Genomic DNA, 16,068 nt, shown 5'->3' with positions numbered 1-16,068 from the left:
ATTCTTACATATATATTATTTATATTACTTATTAATACATAGTTTGAAATTAACAATATTATGCAATTATTGTTAATTCTGCTGAAGAATAATTCCAGCACACCTCGAATGCCAAGGTGGAATAAATTAAAGAGGCGCAGGGCCTCTTCATTCTTAAGCGTCACTTAGCCAGTTGACGAGTATATTTATTATAGTTTTGCTAGCAGTTCATTGCGTCTGCTTTCTGGTATTACTGACCAATGCTGGCCATGTATAGCACCTTCAAGTGCCCATAATAATTCTAAACTTAATGGCATTTCTTGCGTTTTTTGTAATGCCTTATAAGCTTCGAGGGCTCCTATATTATGCAGTTGATCAATAGTTTGAATACCTATTTTTTTGAGCATCCTTTCATTTGAAAGTCGTAAATTAGGTAAATCTTTAATTCTCTCTGGAATACAACATTCTTTCGCTTTTTTATCAGCTAATGCCGCTTCAAGAGAATATTTGGCCTGCTTAACGATTTTTTCTGGAGATTCCCACCATTCATCAAGAATAGCGTAATGTTTAGTTATGACAGGAAACCCACGTTTTTTATAGATATACGGTTCTAAACCTGCTTGTTTAAATTCCTCTTCTGTTTTTGCGTTTGCTCGTAAGTGAAGTTTATTATTAACGACCAGTGCAAACATAGCTTCGCCTGCAAAAATACCAAAACCTCCAAACATTGAACGCGATTTTACATTACCAAAATGGTCTAATAATTTTAATGCATCTTTTAATATTGGTTTGTCCATACTTCTACTCGGTGAATTATTGAGTGTCACCTAACATTAAAGTAGTTGTAAATTTACTTTTATAATTAAAGTTATTTACGAGAGAATTTTCCTACTCTAAATCATCCATGTATCACTCTATAAATAATATTATTAATATAGAAGAACTATTTATATTTTGTAAGTCTTTTGCTTACTATTATATGTGTTTTTACAAGAAGCAGTATATTCGATCTTGTAACAAGGTAAGTTTGAATATTAACGAAAGCTGATGAATCTGTGATATCGCTCATATTTCTTGGTAAGAAACAACGTTTTAATAGCGGTAGGTGGCGAGTAGTTATATCAAGAAGGGAAAAAAGCCAATAGAAATATTGGCTTTATAAAAGAGGGGGTAGTGCTAGCGTAAATCTTTTACAGACTTTCGTTCAACGATTACAGGCGACATTTCAAAAATTTGACGTTCGTGATCTTTGTCTTTCATACGCTCCATCAAAATTTTAATGGCGGTTTTACCTAAACGACGTTTTGGCTGATGGATCGTCGTTAGTGGGGGCGCAAAATAAGGAGCAAGATCAATGTTGTCGTAACCGATAATGGAAATATCACCAGGTACACGTAATCCTGCCTGCTCAAACGTACTAATTAGCGCCATTGCCATAATGTCATTAAAGCAAAAAATAGCCGTTGGGCGATCTGTCATTGCGATATATTGTTCGGCAGCTTTAACCGCTGAATCACACTCAAAGTCACCTTCAAGGATCCAATTTTCGTTAACGGCTAAGTTGGCTTCTGCCATTGCTTTGTTAAAGCCTTTTAGGCGCTCACGACAAGTTGATTTATCATTATGGCCAGACAAACAGCCAATACGGCTATGACCATGTTCGATAAAGTATTTAGTCGCGAGATAACCACCTTGTTCGGCATTATCTTGAATTTTATCGGTGTGTGGGCTTTCTGGGCCCCAGTCCATAATGACCATCGGTAGGTCTTTTTGACGCTCAAGAAGATCAAGTAATTTCTGATCAAGATCAGAACACATGACTAACAAGCCATCGACACGTTTTTCTGCAAGCATGCGTAAGTAATCACGTTGCTTAGAAAGATTACCTTCTGTATTACACAAAATTAGAGTGTAACCTTCACGGTAACAATATTCTTCAACACCATGTACAACTTCAGCAAAAAATGGGTTAGTTGATTTTGTTACAAGCATACCAATAGTACGAGTGGTATTACATTTTAGGCTACGCGCAACAGCACTCGGTGCGTAGTTAAGATCTTCAACTGCCGCCAGTACTTTTTTTTGTGTTGCTTCTGCGACAAAGCGCGTTTTATTGATCACGTGTGAGACTGTTGTCGTTGAAACACCAGCCATACGTGCAACATCTTTAATGGTTGCCATATTTATTCTTCTAATAATGAATGCTAGATCGATGCCTAGCTAATAGTGTGGTACCAAATTGAGTAATCACTGAGATGAATAAAATCCATCTTATTTACGTTGAGCATCTAGTTAATTATTCAATTTGGCACCGATTATGTGTTTGTTACATTCTTAAATCGTATTCAACACTAAAATCCGCATTTATTTTGCGGCTTTATTATTACATATTTTTCAAGTGTAATCGCTTGCGTTCACATTTTACTGAGTGTTGCGCGTAGTGCAACGATTCTATTAGCTTGGATTAAATTATTTGATAGCTATCAACAAAAAAAGTAAATTTCAGCAATTTTATTACGCAACGACTGAAATTTAGTGAATAATTTTAACCGAGCATATTATTTAACTCGATGATAATACGTAAGGATAGCCATGAATGGGGTGAGGGTGAACGGAAACTTGCCAGCCATAAACGGTATTAATAACCGTCGGATTTAAGGCTTGCCATGGTGGTCCGTCAGCTTGAATTTTACCATGTTGAAGAATGACCATCCGTTGAGCATATTGCGCAGCTAAATTTAGATCATGTAATACGACAATAACTGCAGCACCTTGAATTGCCATTGTTTGTGCAGTTTGTAGCGTTTTATGCTGGTGGGCTAAGTCGAGTGCTGACGTTGGCTCATCTAACATTAAGATACATTTATCATGAGCTTGGTTTAATTGAGTTAACACGCGCGCGAAATGGATCCGTTGTTTTTCACCGCCAGATAAGGTTGGATATAAGCGTTGAGCAAGGTGGGTAACATCCGTATTGTGCATGGTTTGGGTGGTGATTTGCTCGATCTCTTGGCGTGATAAACAGAGAGGCATAGTGCCAAGTTCTACTACTTCTTTACAGGTAAAGGCAAAAGAAAGTGAACTGTGCTGCGGTAAGATGCCGAGATGACGTGCAAGTTCTGCCCGTGGCCAATCATTGATATCACGATTAAAAAAAGCCACGTCACCACTTTCAGGGGCTATTTCACCACATAATATCTTGAGCAGTGTACTTTTACCTGCGCCGTTAGGACCCAAAAGTGCCGTGACTTCACCTGCTTTAATGTCAATACTGAAGTTATCTAATAAGACCTTATCGGCTAATTTGAGTTGCAAATTACGTGCAGTAATCGCCGTTGGGCGTGAACAGGTTGCCGTCATGCGATTCTGCCTTTTTGTTTATTAAGTAGATAGATGAAAAATGGCGCACCTAAAATGGCGGTAATGATACCAACAGGAAGTTCTTGCGGTGCAAAGGCACTGCGAGCGATCATATCGGCTACAAGTAGAATTAATGCGCCTAAAATAGCTGAGATCGGCAATAATGTTTTATGGTTGGGGCCTGAAATCATGCGCCCTAAATGGGGGATCACAAGACCAATAAAACCAATCGGACCGGTAATGGCAACCGTGATCCCGACACCAGCAGCACACACAATAATTAAACTGCGTTTTAGATGTTGAACATTAACACCCATATGACGGGCTTCAGCTTCACCTAATAAAAACGCATTAAGTGCATTTGCTTGGCGGTAACAATAATAATAAAGGATGACTAGGCTAATAAAGGCTAAGCCAATATTCGGCCATGTTGCACCAGCCAGTGATCCCATTGACCATAACGAAAAATCACGTAGGGCTTGGTCATCAGCAATATAGTTAAGTAGCCCTAATCCGGCACCTGAAATAGCCCCAATCGCAACACCTGCCAGTAGCATCACTACCACTGATGTCCCATTTTTATCAGTGCCAAGGTGATACACCAAGTAAGTACTGATAGCCCCCCCTAAAAAAGCAAAAAAGGGCACTGCGCCAATATTCATTAATAAGGGATATTGAACCATTAACGGTGCAAATAAAATGATCGCAAAAGCCGCGCCCAGTCCTGCACCACCTGAAATGCCAATGATGCCGGGATCCGCGAGGGGATTACGAAATAACCCTTGTAGGACGGCACCACAAATCGCCAAGATAGCACCGATAGCAATACATAACAGTGTTCGTGGTAAGCGTATTTGATGGATCACCAAATCAATGTGAGCGGCAAGCTGGTGTTTGCCGGGCAATAACGCTAGAAAACTGTCTTTATAACTGATGTCCATTGGACCAATCGCAATCGAGCTGAGTAACGCAAACAATAGTGCACCCAGACTGATCGCGTAAATAACATGGGGGGAAATACGAGTGACGTTCATGGTGACATTTATCTCAGCTTACGATTGTGGGTAAAAAACACGATTAAGTCGCATGGCTTCATTAATACTGTGAATACCTAAACCACCAATTAATGCCGTACCGTCAATTACGGCAATCGCATTGTTTTTTGCCGCTGGTGTTGCCGCTAACATCGGCATTTTTTTGACGAGTTGTGCCATATCTTTAATTGATGCTGTTGTACGATCACTTAATAAAATAATGTCAGGTTGCATCTGTAAAATAGCTTCGGTTGAGATGGGTTTATAATTGGTAACCATGCTTGCCGCTGGGTTAATTGCACCTGCTAAAGTAATAATACTGTCTGCGGTGGTGTTTTTACCTGCAACACTGATTGGGCGGCCATCGTGAATCATTAAGAACAACACTTTTTTAGGCTGTTTTTGGTGTAAGTTGCGTTGTTTAATATTCTCTACGGTGGTTGTAATTTGTTGTTTAAGCTGCTGTGCTTGTTGTTGATGCTGCGTTAGGGCTGCCACTTGATCGATTCGATGCAGTAAGTCATTAACGGTTTCTCCGCCATTGACAATATCAACCTCAATGCCTGACTGTTTCAATAAGGCCAATGTCTTCGGCGGTCCCATTTCATCTGAACCAATAATACGTGTTGGCGCCAAAGCGATCAGGCTTTCTGCTGAAAGTTGGCGATGATAACCGACTTTAGGTACATCGTTAGCGACTAATGTCTTACTGGTAACATCCACCGCAATCAGTTGTTGTTTGGCACCTAAGGCATTAATTATTTCGGTAATGGCAGCGCCAGCACTAATAATACCAGTAGAATTAGGAGTGGATTGAGCATGGGCGATTGGGCTAAATAAGCTCGACGCTGTAATAAACAGAGTTGCTGAAAAGAGTGTTTTTCGACAAACGTGACGCCAAAAATGTGTAGTTACAAAAGAGTCTGTTATCAAAGAGGATGTTATAAAAGAGGTATGACGGTTCATTATGGCTGATCTTCCATTAATAATTGAGTGGCTTTAATATCGTTTTTTTGTAGAAAAGCTAATAGTTTGAGCATTTGTTCGACAGAGGCTTTTTTATCGGCTCCAATAACGACGGGTTTATTCGGGTTCGTTTTTACTTCCGTTAATAGTTGCTGTGTAAAACTATCCCAGTTGTTGATTGGTTGGCCTTGCAATGCCCAATAAGGCTCAGTTGCAACCAGGTTTATCGCAATCGGATCGGCTTTGGTTGTTTGTAATATCTGCGTTGATGTTTGTGGTAACTCTACCTCTAACGCTTTAATTTTTACGGTAGCAGTGAGCAGTAAAAACACCATTACGATAAAAATAATATCTAATAGTGGGGTTAAATCTGGATTTAATTCATCTGCATTTTGCTGGTTATTATTGATACTTATCATACTGATTTGCCATTGTAAGCAGGGTTTTCATCACAAGTATCACACGGTTTTACAGGGCTATTACCGACATCAAGATTCATTCCTTCCAACCATAAATTGCAGCGATTTAAGCTGTGTTCCAGTTTCGCCATGATGCTATCGGCCCATAAGCCTAATAATTGTGAGCCAGTAATGGCAGGTAGGGCGATAATGAGTCCAGCCGCAGTGGTACGCATGGCTAAACCTAAGCCATCAGCCAAATCACTTGGTGTTACTGCACCTGTGGTTGAGAGAGCGATACTTTTAAACATGTCAATTAAGCCCAGAACGGTTCCAAGAAGGCCAAGCAAAGGGCTTATAACACCAATTAAACTGAGTAACCGTAACCCTGAGCGCAATTGTTGGCGTTTTTGAAGTAGCCAAATACCCGCGGCATCTTCTCGTAAAGGTTTGGTGAAATGACGGTGAGAGATCAGCATCGCAATACCTTTGCTTAATAACGGGCGTTGGTGTTTGAGTTGCTCTGCCAATTGATCAAGGGCGCGATCATCATGCCTATTTTGTTGCTCAAGTAATGCGGTGATCTTGGTCTTACCTACGCCAGTACAGAGTAAAACCTGTATTAAACGTTCGACTAAAATCATGACTGTTAATGCAGAGCAGGTAAGCAGTGGCCATGTCATAAGACCAAATTGTTGAGTGAGATTGTCGATAATAGGCATGGTTTAATCCAATTTAAAACGTACAGGGATCTGTACTCGGTGGGCAATCGCCGTACCGTTCACAATATGAGCAGAAAAGTGCCACTTCTTAATGGCAGTCATTGCTGCGTTATCTAAGATTTGTGCACCTGATGATTTGATCAGTTTTTGGTTGAGTTGTTGTCCTTTAGTACCAATCCAAACCTCTATCAATACTTGACCTTCTATCCCTCGACGTTTAGCTAATTTGGGATAATTTACGGAGCCAGGGCGAGTTGCGAAGGTCGGTTTTGAAACCAATTTCAATGTTTGAGTTCCAGCATTATCGACAGCCGTTGTCGCGGTTGTGTTTGATTGATTCGGTGACGCTTTTATTGGTTTTAATGCTGTTTTTGCATCTGTAGTCGTTGTTGGCGTGACTACCTCTGATGTCTGTTTAATTGGTTTTTTGTGCGTAAGCTGTTTTTTCTTTACTGGAGTGACCGTTTTCTTGATCGGTGGCGTTTTCTTTGGCGCTATGGTTTTCTTTTGTATTGTTGCTTTCTTCGACGTTGATGCTTTTTTAGATATCGCTTTATCCGCCGTCGTTTTTGCTAAGCGTTTCATGGTTGATACGACAGGAGACTTTATTGGTTTTGGCACTGTTGGCGTTACAGGAGTCAGTGGCGTTACAGTGGGCTGTGATGCTTGAGCTACCTCCGGTGAGATAGCAGCAAATGTCAAACTAACATGTGGCGTATCGGTCCCCATCGTTAGTGTGATTGGATCTTTGGTTGGCATCGCAGCTAGAAACATACTGTGCACCAATAGTGATACCGCTCCAGCAACTACATAGCGTTGAGTATTCACTATGCTTGCCTAAAACGAACGTTAGAAACAACGTTGTCGAGAGTGATTAAAATTTGATGCAAAATAACGCCCCTGTTACTTATTGTTTTGTTTGTTAATACTTTCATGTGGTTAGCAATGCTATTTCCGTAACCGCATCCTTTTTTATTCATTATCCACGAAATGCGAATAATATCAATTATCATTTGCAATATTATTCAATGCAAAATATCATGCTGACAAATAACATTTCTAAGCATTGATAGCAGTGGCGATGTACCACTTTTACGAGGATGTGTAGTGATGAAAAAATTTAGAAAGTGAAAGCAAACCGTCATAAATAATGTGGTTAGTCTCGATTTGTAGCCAACCTGATCGAAATGACTAATGACAAGTTACTAGAGGGGCTAGTGGATATAGCCATTACGATGATAAATGCTGAACAATTAACATTACCTGTCAATATACCGGCGAGATTGGATACGTCTGTTTTTGGAAGCGATATTCTAGGTGAGAGTACGCCGGATCCTTTACGGTTTGGTTTTCGCCGTAAATTATCAGCCCATGCAGGTGGAAGTCATCATGCACCTATTGTTGCAGATGACATACAGTCGATAGCGAAGCAGGTATTACAACTTACGAACCCTCCTTTTAATAAACGTTGTTTATACGTTCATATTCCATTTTGCCGAGTACGTTGTACTTATTGTAGTTTTTTTGAATATGCATCAAGCCAACGCTTAATTGATGATTATTTTGCGGCTTTACTGGTTGAGCTAAAATATAAAGCAGCCCAACCTTGGAGCCAAGCGGCACCTTTTCAGGCGGTTTATATTGGTGGTGGTACACCGACGGATCTAACCGCTGCGCAAATTAAACAACTCGGCACCATGATCCGCCACCACTTTCCGTTAGCCACCGATTGTGAGTTAACCCTAGAAGGGCGAATTAACCGTTTTAGCGATGAGATGTTTGAATCAGCACTTGAAGGTGGGTTTAATCGCTTTTCGTTTGGGGTACAAAGTTTTGATACCCAAGTACGCCGTAAAGCAAAGCGGCTAGATGATCGTGAAGTGGTGCTAAAGCGCATTAATGAGTTGGCTACCACAGATCAAGCACCGATTGTGATTGATTTACTCTATGGCTTGCCTTATCAAAATATAGATGTGTGGCAACAAGATCTCGACGATTTTCTTGATTGTGGCGCACATGGTGTTGATTTATACCAGCTGATTGAAATGGGTAATACTCCAATGGGGAAAATGGTTGAACAAGGCCGTTTGCCTGAACCTGCCGATACTATGACGAAAGCCTCAATGTTTGAAATTGGGGTTGATTATATGGCAAAGCATCATTTACGTCGTTTAAGTGTTAACCACTGGGCGCGCGATAACCGTGAGCGAAGCTGTTATAACAGTTTGGCTAAAACAACCGCTGAAGTGTTACCGCTAGGGGCAGGAGCGGGAGGTAATATTGGCGGTTATGGTTTTATGCAACATCGTAAACTTGAACGTTATATCGATGATGTTAGCAACCAACGTTTTCCGTTAGCGATGATGGTTAAATCATCACATCATGCGGCGATAAATACGGCTATTAAAGCAGGTTTTGATCGTGGTGTGGTTGTGGCGAAAGAATTAGATAAACAGGCTGGCTGGTCATTGTTTAGCTATTGTTTACCGTTATTTCAACAATGGCAAAAAAATGGTTTTGTCGTATTAGAACAACAAGGTCGTCACCGCTATTTGAATTTAACGTTAGCGGGACAATTTTGGGCGGTAACACTTGCTCAGGCGCTGATTCAAGTAATGACAACCGCAACGGTAAAAGCTCAATCCCAACAGTGTGTCAATTAAACAGACGTGCTAACGATAACTAAAAAGGATGATAACTGTGTTTAATCGCTATTCCCACGATGAATTAAAAACAAGGGTTGCTCAAATATTGCAACAAAATGACAAACTTCATGCTGGTGCTATTGCTGAACAACTACAGGTTACAGAAGGTGAAGTAGTGTTATCACTGCCATCTGAGTTAGTTTTTCCACTGACTGGTAATGTGGCACAAACCATTGTCGAGGCATTACCCAGTTGGGGGCCTGTTACAACTATCGTGCATTCAATGGGGTCTATTTTTGAAGTAAAAGCACCGTTTCCCAAAGGAAAGTTGGCACGGGGCTACTATAATTTAATGGGTAAAGAGGGCGAATTACACGGCCATCTACGGTTAGATTTGGTTGAACATATTGCGTTAGTCAGTAAGCCATTTATGGGACAAGAAAGCTATTTTATAGGCTTCTTTGCCGAGCATGGTGAATGTGTTTTTAAAGTCTATTTAGGACGCGATAAACAGCGCAACTTGTACCCGGAACAAATTGAAAAGTTTCAGCAGTTAAAAACACTAAGTTAGTTAAAGCTCTTAGCTAACAGGTTTAGTTAACGAAAAAGATAAGTCAGCTAAAAATATAACAACACCATAAAAATAGAACATTAGTCAGCCTGTATTAAAGGATATAAGGGAATTATTCATGAGCGAAGTAAAACAAGAGCGACTACAAAGTCGTTTAGGACCAGAGATTAAAGAATTTCGTGAAGCGTGTTTAACACTGCAACTCGCCACCGTCGATATTAACGGTAAACCTAATGTCAGTTATGCGCCATTTGCATTACTTGATGATGGTTATTATGTATTAATTAGTCAAATCGCCAAACATGCACGTAACTTACTGGAAAATCCGCAAGTCTCTTTAATGATGATTGAGGATGAAGCCACAGCGAAAACCTTGTATGCCCGTAAACGATTAACCTTTGAGGCTGATGTTAGTGTGGTTGAACGTAATAGTGATCGTTGGCTATTAGCGGTTGAAGGCTTACGTGACCGTTTTGGTGAGATTATTGATGGTTTAAGTGGGTTAGAAGATTTTGTGTTATTCCGTTTAGCACCCACTCAAGGTCTATTTGTGAAAGGATTTGGTCAAGCGTTTCAAGTGAGTGGTGATGATTTAGTTGATTTTGTCCATCTAGAGCAAGGTCACCGTCGTATTAAAGATGGTTCTGAAATTGAAACACCTGAAGATAAATTATAAGTTGCTGATCAGAATACAGCGATAAAATAAAATAATGAGGGATTATGCCTGTTGATTCGTCACGGGCATGTGTTCGTTTAGGGCGTTATAGCAGACTCTAGCGACAGCGATTATTGATAAGTTGATCCCGATCATCGTAATTTAGAGCAAAACTTGAACTAGAGTAAATATCAGTGATAATTAGCTTATATATTGCTAAATTATTCGGATCAAGATCATGACGGAAGAACATAAAAAAGGGCTCTGGTTTGCTTATATCGCCAGTTTCTTAACCCCGTTTACCTTATTATTATCAGGTATTATCGCTATTATTTATGCGGGTTATAAACTCGATAAAGGCACTGATGAGATTACTTATAGTCATTACTACACCATTATTCGCAGCTTCTTTTTGTTTTTAACTTTTTTTGTGGTGCTAGGTGTTTCGGCTGCAACAACAACGGGCATGATTGCGGGGGCGGAATACTGGGTTCATAGTGATATTTTACAGACTGTCCTTCATGTATTGCCGTTTATCGGTGGTGCGATTGCCATTGTTGCGATTGTGGTGTGGTTTGCAAAAATAATTAATGGCATGAGGTTGTTAAGTCAAAATCAAGCCGTGAAGTTATAACGTCTTACATTGATTCAAATATGAACAATATAAAAAAGGATAATCAATTGATTATCCTTTTTTTTTGCAAAGAGATTATTGCTTAATCGCAATTATTTCTTAAATTGCATCACAAGTTGATCTAGTTGCTTTAATAGATCAGCTGTTTTTGAATCTTGCTTTTTCATTGCATTAATAACGTCATCTTGCACTTGCTTGTCTTGCTTACTGATTGCAGGATCGTTCAAGATTGTACGTTGCTGCGTTTCAAGCGTGGTACGGATAGTGGTAAATTCTTTGATTAAATTAGTACGAGTGTCATTTGAGATATCTTTCTTGGTTGCTTCAACTTGGATTTCTTGAGCACGCTTGATAAGTTTCTCAGGTTGGTAACCTAATGTTTTAACTTTATTGTTAAACGCTGTTTCGTAAGCTTTCATCTCAGTGATTAGTTGAGGATTTGCTTTTAGTGTTTTTACACGAATAGCTGCAAGTTCTTGTTGGATTTTACCAATTTCGCCTGCAACATGCTGTTGTTCAGCAGTAATTTGGTGAGACGAGGCCATAGGCACAGTTGTTGGCGCATCTTTAGCCATAGCCATTGTTGGCGCTGCTGCAAATGCACAAGCTAACGCGACTGGAGCTGCTAATTTAAGAAGCTTGGTTTTTAAGCTAGATGTTTTTGTATGCATTATGGTTTCTCTTTTTTTTTCAATGAATAACATTACTATTCAAGAAAGCGTGAGAGAGCACAATAGCAAATCTCAGCATGATTAATCTTGAAGTGCTTACGGCATAACATACGCGTCCTGATCTGCTCTTATGTCAGATCAGTGTCATGAAGCCTGAAGCTAAACTGAATTGTAGAAGCATCTATTTTATCAGTTAGTCGGGAAGGGGGGTATATATATAATGTCAATCTAATGATCCGCAAAATAAATTATCACACAAATTGCATTATTCTTTTAAAGTATAGATAATCATCATTCATAATTCTCAGAATTTGAGTGTTTCATAACCTGAATTGAGTCCTCTTTTATTTTATCTTGTGTTTATACTCGCGGTTGAGTAATACAATAGATAGAAGTCCCTTCTGCTGGAGTTCATATGTGCCAAGATTGCGGTTGTTCATTGCCTAGAGGTGATCACCATCACCATCAATTACAAGCAAATCCACAATTAAATGATAAAAAAACATTATCAGTTATTCATAAAATTCTAGATAAGAATGATGTGGAAGCTGCGCATAATCGTGCTCATTTTGAAGCACAAAATGTGACGGCATTTAATTTGATGAGTAGCCCTGGTAGCGGTAAAACCACATTGCTTGAGCACTTACACCAGCATACTGATTTAAAATATGCCGTGATTGAGGGTGATTTAGAAACCTCACGTGATGCTGATCGCCTAAAAGCGCATGGTATTGATGCTTACCAAATTCAAACGGGTTCTGCATGTCACCTTGATGCCTTTATGGTTCATGGTGCATTACACCATGTTGATCTTAAAAATCTTGATATTTGCTTTGTTGAAAACGTAGGTAACTTAGTTTGTCCTGCAAGCTATGATGTGGGCACCCATAAAAATATTGTCTTGGTTTCTGTTCCAGAAGGTGACGACAAAATTGAAAAATACCCAGTGATGTTCCGTCGTGCTGATGTGGTATTAATTACCAAATGTGATTTATTGCCGTATTTTGATTTCAGCATTGAAGAAGCGAAAGCACAGCTGAAAAAACTAAATCCTAATATCGAAGTGATCACGTTATCAACTAAAGATGAAGCAACTTTTGCGCCTTTAGTTAAATGGTTAACCGCTAATCTTCGTTTACAGGAAGCGTAATTATGTGTTTATCGATTCCCTCTCAGGTTGTAGAAATTCACGAAGATAATACAGTCACAGTGGATACCATGGGCGTAAAGCGTCGCGTAAGCTGCCATTTATTAATGGACCCGCTTGTTCTTGGTGAGTATGTATTAGTTCATATCGGTTTTGTCATGAGCAAAATCGATGACAAAGATGCACAAGAAAGTCTTGAAATGTATCAGTTTATTATGGATGAATCAGGGCCACTTCCAATATGAGTTTCGATCTAAAAAAACTGTATGAGGGCTTTCGTGATGCCGATACAGTATTAAATTTAGCTGAACAAATTAAGCAACTTGCGGTTGATCTACCAGAACCAATGCAAGTCATGGAAGTGTGTGGTGGTCATACACATACCATCATGAAATATGGTTTAAAGCAGTTATTACCGGATAATATTGATTTTATTCATGGTCCTGGTTGTCCTGTGTGTGTGATGCCTAAAGAACGGATTGATCATGCTGCGGCATTAGCGTGTCAGCCTAATGTGATATTAGTGACATTGGGCGATATGATCCGTGTTCCTGGTTCAAAAGGCAGCTTGGCACAATATCGCGCTAAAGGCTGTGATATTCGACCAATTTATGATCCGCTTGATTGCTTAACTATTGCCCTTGATAACCCAGATAAAGACGTGGTTTTCTTTGCGATTGGTTTTGAAACCTCAACTCCAATGACGGCGATTTTGATTGAATTAGCCGAGCAACGTCAGGTCAATAACCTTTACTTCCATATCAACCACGTTTTAGTTCCACCTGCGATTGATGTGGTAATGGCTGATCCTGCGGTTAAGGTCAATGCCTTTATTGGTCCTTCGCATGTAAGCGTGATTGAAGGCGCTAAAATTTATCGTACAGTGGTTGAAAAGTATCAAACTCCCGTTGTTGTGGCAGGGTTTGAACCGGTTGATGTGATGGAATCTATTCTGCGCTTAACCAAGCAAAGAGTAGCGGGCATTGCTGAACTCGATGTGCAATACACACGCGCTGTGACGGAAGAAGGTAATACGGTTGCTCAAGCTGCGGTTAAACGTTGTTTTGATATTCGTGATAGTTTCCGCTGGCGTGGTTTAGGTCCGATTGCTAATTCTGCATTACAGTTGAATGAAAAATATCGTCATCGTGATGCTGAAATTAAATTTGCTGATTGTTTGCCAATGACACCGATTGATGATCATAAAGCCTGTCAGTGTGGTGACATTTTGCGTGGATTAGCAAAGCCAAAAGATTGTAAAGTCTTTGGCCGTGGTTGTACGCCACAAACGCCACTTGGCAGTTGCATGGTGAGTTCAGAAGGTGCGTGTAATGCGTATTTCCGTTACCGAGGTGTAAAATGAGTGAACAAGATTTTTCTGCATTATCGACTACAAAATCCATTCAATTAAGCCACGGTGGCGGTGGTCAGGAAATGAATAAGCTGATTAAAGGCTTATTCTTTAAAGCATTTGATAATGCCATTTTACGTAGCGAAGAAGATGCTGCGGTATTAACCCTTGAAGGTAAAACAGCCTTTACTACTGATTCATTTACAGTGTCACCATTGTTTTTTGCTGGTGGTAACATCGGTAAATTAGCCATTGCAGGCACTGTGAATGACTTAGCGATGATGGGCGCACAACCGCAATATTTAAGTTGTAGCGTGATTATTGAAGAAGGGTTTGAAATCGATAAGCTTAAAACTATCGTTCATAGCATGGCTAACGAGTTAAGCATTTCAGGTGCTAAAATTGTTTGCGGTGATACCAAAGTGGTACCTAAAGGCTGTGCTGACGGTATTTTTATCAATACCACAGGTGTTGGTAAAATCATGCAATCAGGTATTTCAGTCCGTAATCTTGCTGACGGTGATGCAATCATTGTGTCGCGTGATGTAGGTCGTCATGGCGCGGCTATTTTAATGGCGCGTGAAGGCTTAACCCTTGAATCTGAGCTTATCAGTGACTGCAATACCTTATGGCCTGCGGTTGAAGCATTAATTGCTGCGGGGCTTGATCTTCATGCCATGCGTGATGCAACTCGTGGCGGTTTATCTGCGGTACTAAACGAGTGGGCGCAAGCCTCTGATGTGGGCATTAGTCTTGTAGAAGATGATGTTCCTGTAAGTGAAGAAGTGCGCGGCCTATGTGAATTATACGGGTTTGAACCGTTTGATTTAGCCAACGAAGGCACGTTTATTATTGCATTACCTCAAGCACAAGCGCAAAAGGCATTAGAGGTGCTTGAAGCCTTTGCTGCGTGTGAAAACGCCTGTGTTATTGGTTCAGTTAATAATGATCATACGGGTCGCGTAATTCTAACCAGTGGTTGGGGTAGCCGTCGTTATCTTGACCTTCCTCAAGGTGAATTATTACCGAGGATTTGTTAATGCACGAGTATTCCATTGTCGGCGCACTTATCGAACAATGCGAACAACATGCTCGTGATAACAATGCTGATAAAGTTACCCGCGTTGCGATTAAAGTCGGCATTTTAAGTGGGGTAGAACCTGCCTTACTTGAAACCGCGTTTCAGACTTTTAAGCTTGAAAGTATTTGCCATGAGGCTGAGTTTGAAATGAATATTCAGCCGCTAGTATTATCCTGTCTCGAATGTGGACAAGAAACCACTCACACCGAGCGCAGTATTATTTGTCAGCATTGTGGTAGTAATCGCACCCATGTTTTAGATGGCGAAGACTTAATGCTCATGCAGCTAGAAGTCGAGCAAAGCAAAGACGTATAAGTAGCGACTATTGCTAAAAAAAGGCCATACCCGTTAACGCAGGTATGGCCTTTTTTTTGGAGGAAAACCAGGTTCGAGTCATAGAGTTACTTTACCCCCGTCATTCCCTACAGTGAGGTTACGAACGAGATAGGGAATCTACTAACCATGCGTTGTAGAGTGACTGTATTCATTGGCGTCTTTGAAGCTCAAATACGCGGTGAATAGATCACGGATAGCTTTCGTTCCTCGCCTTCCGAGATGACGGATAATAGGCTGTATCATTTTCAATAAAAAATGCACAAATCAACCTCGTCACTCTCTACAATGAATGCCAACCTCAACCCCCGTCATTCCCTATAGTGAGGTTACGAACGAGATAGGGAATCTACCATCCACGCGTTGTAGAGTTCCTGTTTTCGCTGGCGTCTTTGATGCTCAATCACGCGGTGAATAGATCACGGATAGCTTTCGTTCCTCGACTTCCGAGATGACGGATAATAGGCTGCATCTGAAGTGGTCAAGTAAAACTGTACACCTTTATAGGTGTTTAAATTAAG

18 protein-coding genes are annotated in these 16,068 nt (G+C 40.3%); 9 read left to right on the top strand and 9 right to left on the bottom strand.

What is annotated here, in order from left to right:
• Positions 1 to 188: 188 nt before the first annotated feature.
• The 8 genes from BTO21_RS06145 to BTO21_RS06110 form a co-directional block, all read right to left on the bottom strand.
• A complete protein-coding gene (locus tag BTO21_RS06145) occupies positions 189 to 776 on the bottom strand; it encodes a TfoX/Sxy family DNA transformation protein (protein ID WP_045032568.1) in 588 nt (195 codons plus the stop codon).
• A gap of 379 nt (positions 777 to 1,155) precedes the next feature.
• On the bottom strand, positions 1,156 to 2,160 hold the full coding sequence (gene purR, locus BTO21_RS06140) for an HTH-type transcriptional repressor PurR (RefSeq protein ID WP_045032566.1): 1,005 nt from the start codon (positions 2,158 to 2,160) through the stop codon (positions 1,156 to 1,158).
• Positions 2,161 to 2,541: 381 nt separating this feature from the next.
• Positions 2,542 to 3,339, bottom strand: coding sequence for a heme ABC transporter ATP-binding protein (locus tag BTO21_RS06135; RefSeq protein WP_045032564.1), 798 nt, complete (start codon positions 3,337 to 3,339; stop codon positions 2,542 to 2,544).
• Positions 3,336 to 4,373 (bottom strand): FecCD family ABC transporter permease, encoded by a 1,038-nt coding sequence (locus BTO21_RS06130; RefSeq protein WP_045032562.1) that lies wholly within the window; start codon positions 4,371 to 4,373, stop codon positions 3,336 to 3,338. Before BTO21_RS06130 ends, BTO21_RS06135 begins: the two co-directional genes overlap by 4 nt.
• An 18-nt stretch (positions 4,374 to 4,391) precedes the next feature.
• The gene (locus BTO21_RS06125; RefSeq protein ID WP_105026729.1) at positions 4,392 to 5,339 is read right to left on the bottom strand and encodes a heme/hemin ABC transporter substrate-binding protein; all 948 of its coding nucleotides are present in this window, start codon (positions 5,337 to 5,339) and stop codon (positions 4,392 to 4,394) included.
• Positions 5,339 to 5,758: an ExbD/TolR family protein gene (locus tag BTO21_RS06120; RefSeq protein WP_045032561.1), complete on the bottom strand. Its 420-nt coding sequence runs from the start codon at positions 5,756 to 5,758 to the stop codon at positions 5,339 to 5,341. Before BTO21_RS06120 ends, BTO21_RS06125 begins: the two co-directional genes overlap by 1 nt.
• Positions 5,755 to 6,459, bottom strand: a complete 705-nt coding sequence (locus BTO21_RS06115) for a MotA/TolQ/ExbB proton channel family protein (RefSeq protein WP_045032560.1) — start codon at positions 6,457 to 6,459, stop codon at positions 5,755 to 5,757. The genes BTO21_RS06120 and BTO21_RS06115 overlap by 4 nt, the downstream gene beginning before the upstream one ends.
• A 3-nt stretch (positions 6,460 to 6,462) precedes the next feature.
• Positions 6,463 to 7,287 (bottom strand): energy transducer TonB, encoded by an 825-nt coding sequence (locus BTO21_RS06110; protein WP_045032559.1) that lies wholly within the window; start codon positions 7,285 to 7,287, stop codon positions 6,463 to 6,465.
• Between the two features lie 443 nt (positions 7,288 to 7,730).
• Between BTO21_RS06110 and hutW the strand changes: the two genes are divergently transcribed.
• The 4 genes from hutW to BTO21_RS06090 all read left to right on the top strand — a co-directional run bounded on the left by hutW (position 7,731) and on the right by BTO21_RS06090 (position 10,964).
• A complete protein-coding gene (gene hutW, locus BTO21_RS06105; RefSeq protein WP_045032570.1) occupies positions 7,731 to 9,122 on the top strand; it encodes a heme anaerobic degradation radical SAM methyltransferase ChuW/HutW in 1,392 nt (463 codons plus the stop codon).
• Between the two features lie 37 nt (positions 9,123 to 9,159).
• Positions 9,160 to 9,675 (top strand): heme utilization cystosolic carrier protein HutX, encoded by a 516-nt coding sequence (gene hutX, locus BTO21_RS06100; RefSeq protein ID WP_045032558.1) that lies wholly within the window; start codon positions 9,160 to 9,162, stop codon positions 9,673 to 9,675.
• A 118-nt stretch (positions 9,676 to 9,793) separates the two neighbouring features.
• On the top strand, positions 9,794 to 10,351 hold the full coding sequence (gene hutZ / locus BTO21_RS06095) for a heme utilization protein HutZ (RefSeq protein WP_045032557.1): 558 nt from the start codon (positions 9,794 to 9,796) through the stop codon (positions 10,349 to 10,351).
• A 217-nt stretch (positions 10,352 to 10,568) separates the two neighbouring features.
• Entirely contained in the window at positions 10,569 to 10,964 is a 396-nt protein-coding gene (locus tag BTO21_RS06090; protein ID WP_045032556.1) for a hypothetical protein, read from the top strand.
• 92 nt (positions 10,965 to 11,056) lie between these two features.
• On the opposite strand, the gene BTO21_RS06085 is transcribed toward BTO21_RS06090, so the two are convergent.
• Positions 11,057 to 11,635 carry a hypothetical protein gene (locus tag BTO21_RS06085; RefSeq protein ID WP_045032554.1) on the bottom strand — a complete coding sequence of 193 codons (579 nt, stop codon included), beginning with the start codon at positions 11,633 to 11,635 and terminating at the stop codon, positions 11,057 to 11,059.
• A gap of 415 nt (positions 11,636 to 12,050) precedes the next feature.
• Between BTO21_RS06085 and hypB the strand changes: the two genes are divergently transcribed.
• Genes hypB through hypA form a run of 5 tightly spaced genes read left to right on the top strand, consistent with a single transcriptional unit; the run spans position 12,051 to position 15,529 of the window.
• Positions 12,051 to 12,785: a hydrogenase nickel incorporation protein HypB gene (hypB, locus tag BTO21_RS06080; RefSeq protein WP_045032552.1), complete on the top strand. Its 735-nt coding sequence runs from the start codon at positions 12,051 to 12,053 to the stop codon at positions 12,783 to 12,785.
• Between the two features lie 2 nt (positions 12,786 to 12,787).
• Positions 12,788 to 13,027 carry a HypC/HybG/HupF family hydrogenase formation chaperone gene (locus BTO21_RS06075; protein WP_045032550.1) on the top strand — a complete coding sequence of 80 codons (240 nt, stop codon included), beginning with the start codon at positions 12,788 to 12,790 and terminating at the stop codon, positions 13,025 to 13,027.
• Positions 13,024 to 14,145 carry a hydrogenase formation protein HypD gene (hypD, locus tag BTO21_RS06070; protein ID WP_045032548.1) on the top strand — a complete coding sequence of 374 codons (1,122 nt, stop codon included), beginning with the start codon at positions 13,024 to 13,026 and terminating at the stop codon, positions 14,143 to 14,145. The genes BTO21_RS06075 and hypD overlap by 4 nt, the downstream gene beginning before the upstream one ends.
• Positions 14,142 to 15,173: a hydrogenase expression/formation protein HypE gene (gene hypE / locus BTO21_RS06065; RefSeq protein WP_045032546.1), complete on the top strand. Its 1,032-nt coding sequence runs from the start codon at positions 14,142 to 14,144 to the stop codon at positions 15,171 to 15,173. The genes hypD and hypE overlap by 4 nt, the downstream gene beginning before the upstream one ends.
• Positions 15,173 to 15,529 carry a hydrogenase maturation nickel metallochaperone HypA gene (gene hypA / locus BTO21_RS06060; protein ID WP_045032544.1) on the top strand — a complete coding sequence of 119 codons (357 nt, stop codon included), beginning with the start codon at positions 15,173 to 15,175 and terminating at the stop codon, positions 15,527 to 15,529. The genes hypE and hypA overlap by 1 nt, the downstream gene beginning before the upstream one ends.
• The last annotated feature ends 539 nt before the right edge of the window (positions 15,530 to 16,068 follow it).

This window comes from Photobacterium phosphoreum, from assembly GCF_002954725.1.
Taxonomy (GTDB): domain Bacteria; phylum Pseudomonadota; class Gammaproteobacteria; order Enterobacterales; family Vibrionaceae; genus Photobacterium; species Photobacterium phosphoreum.
This window is presented reverse-complemented; position numbering and strand designations above follow the sequence as displayed.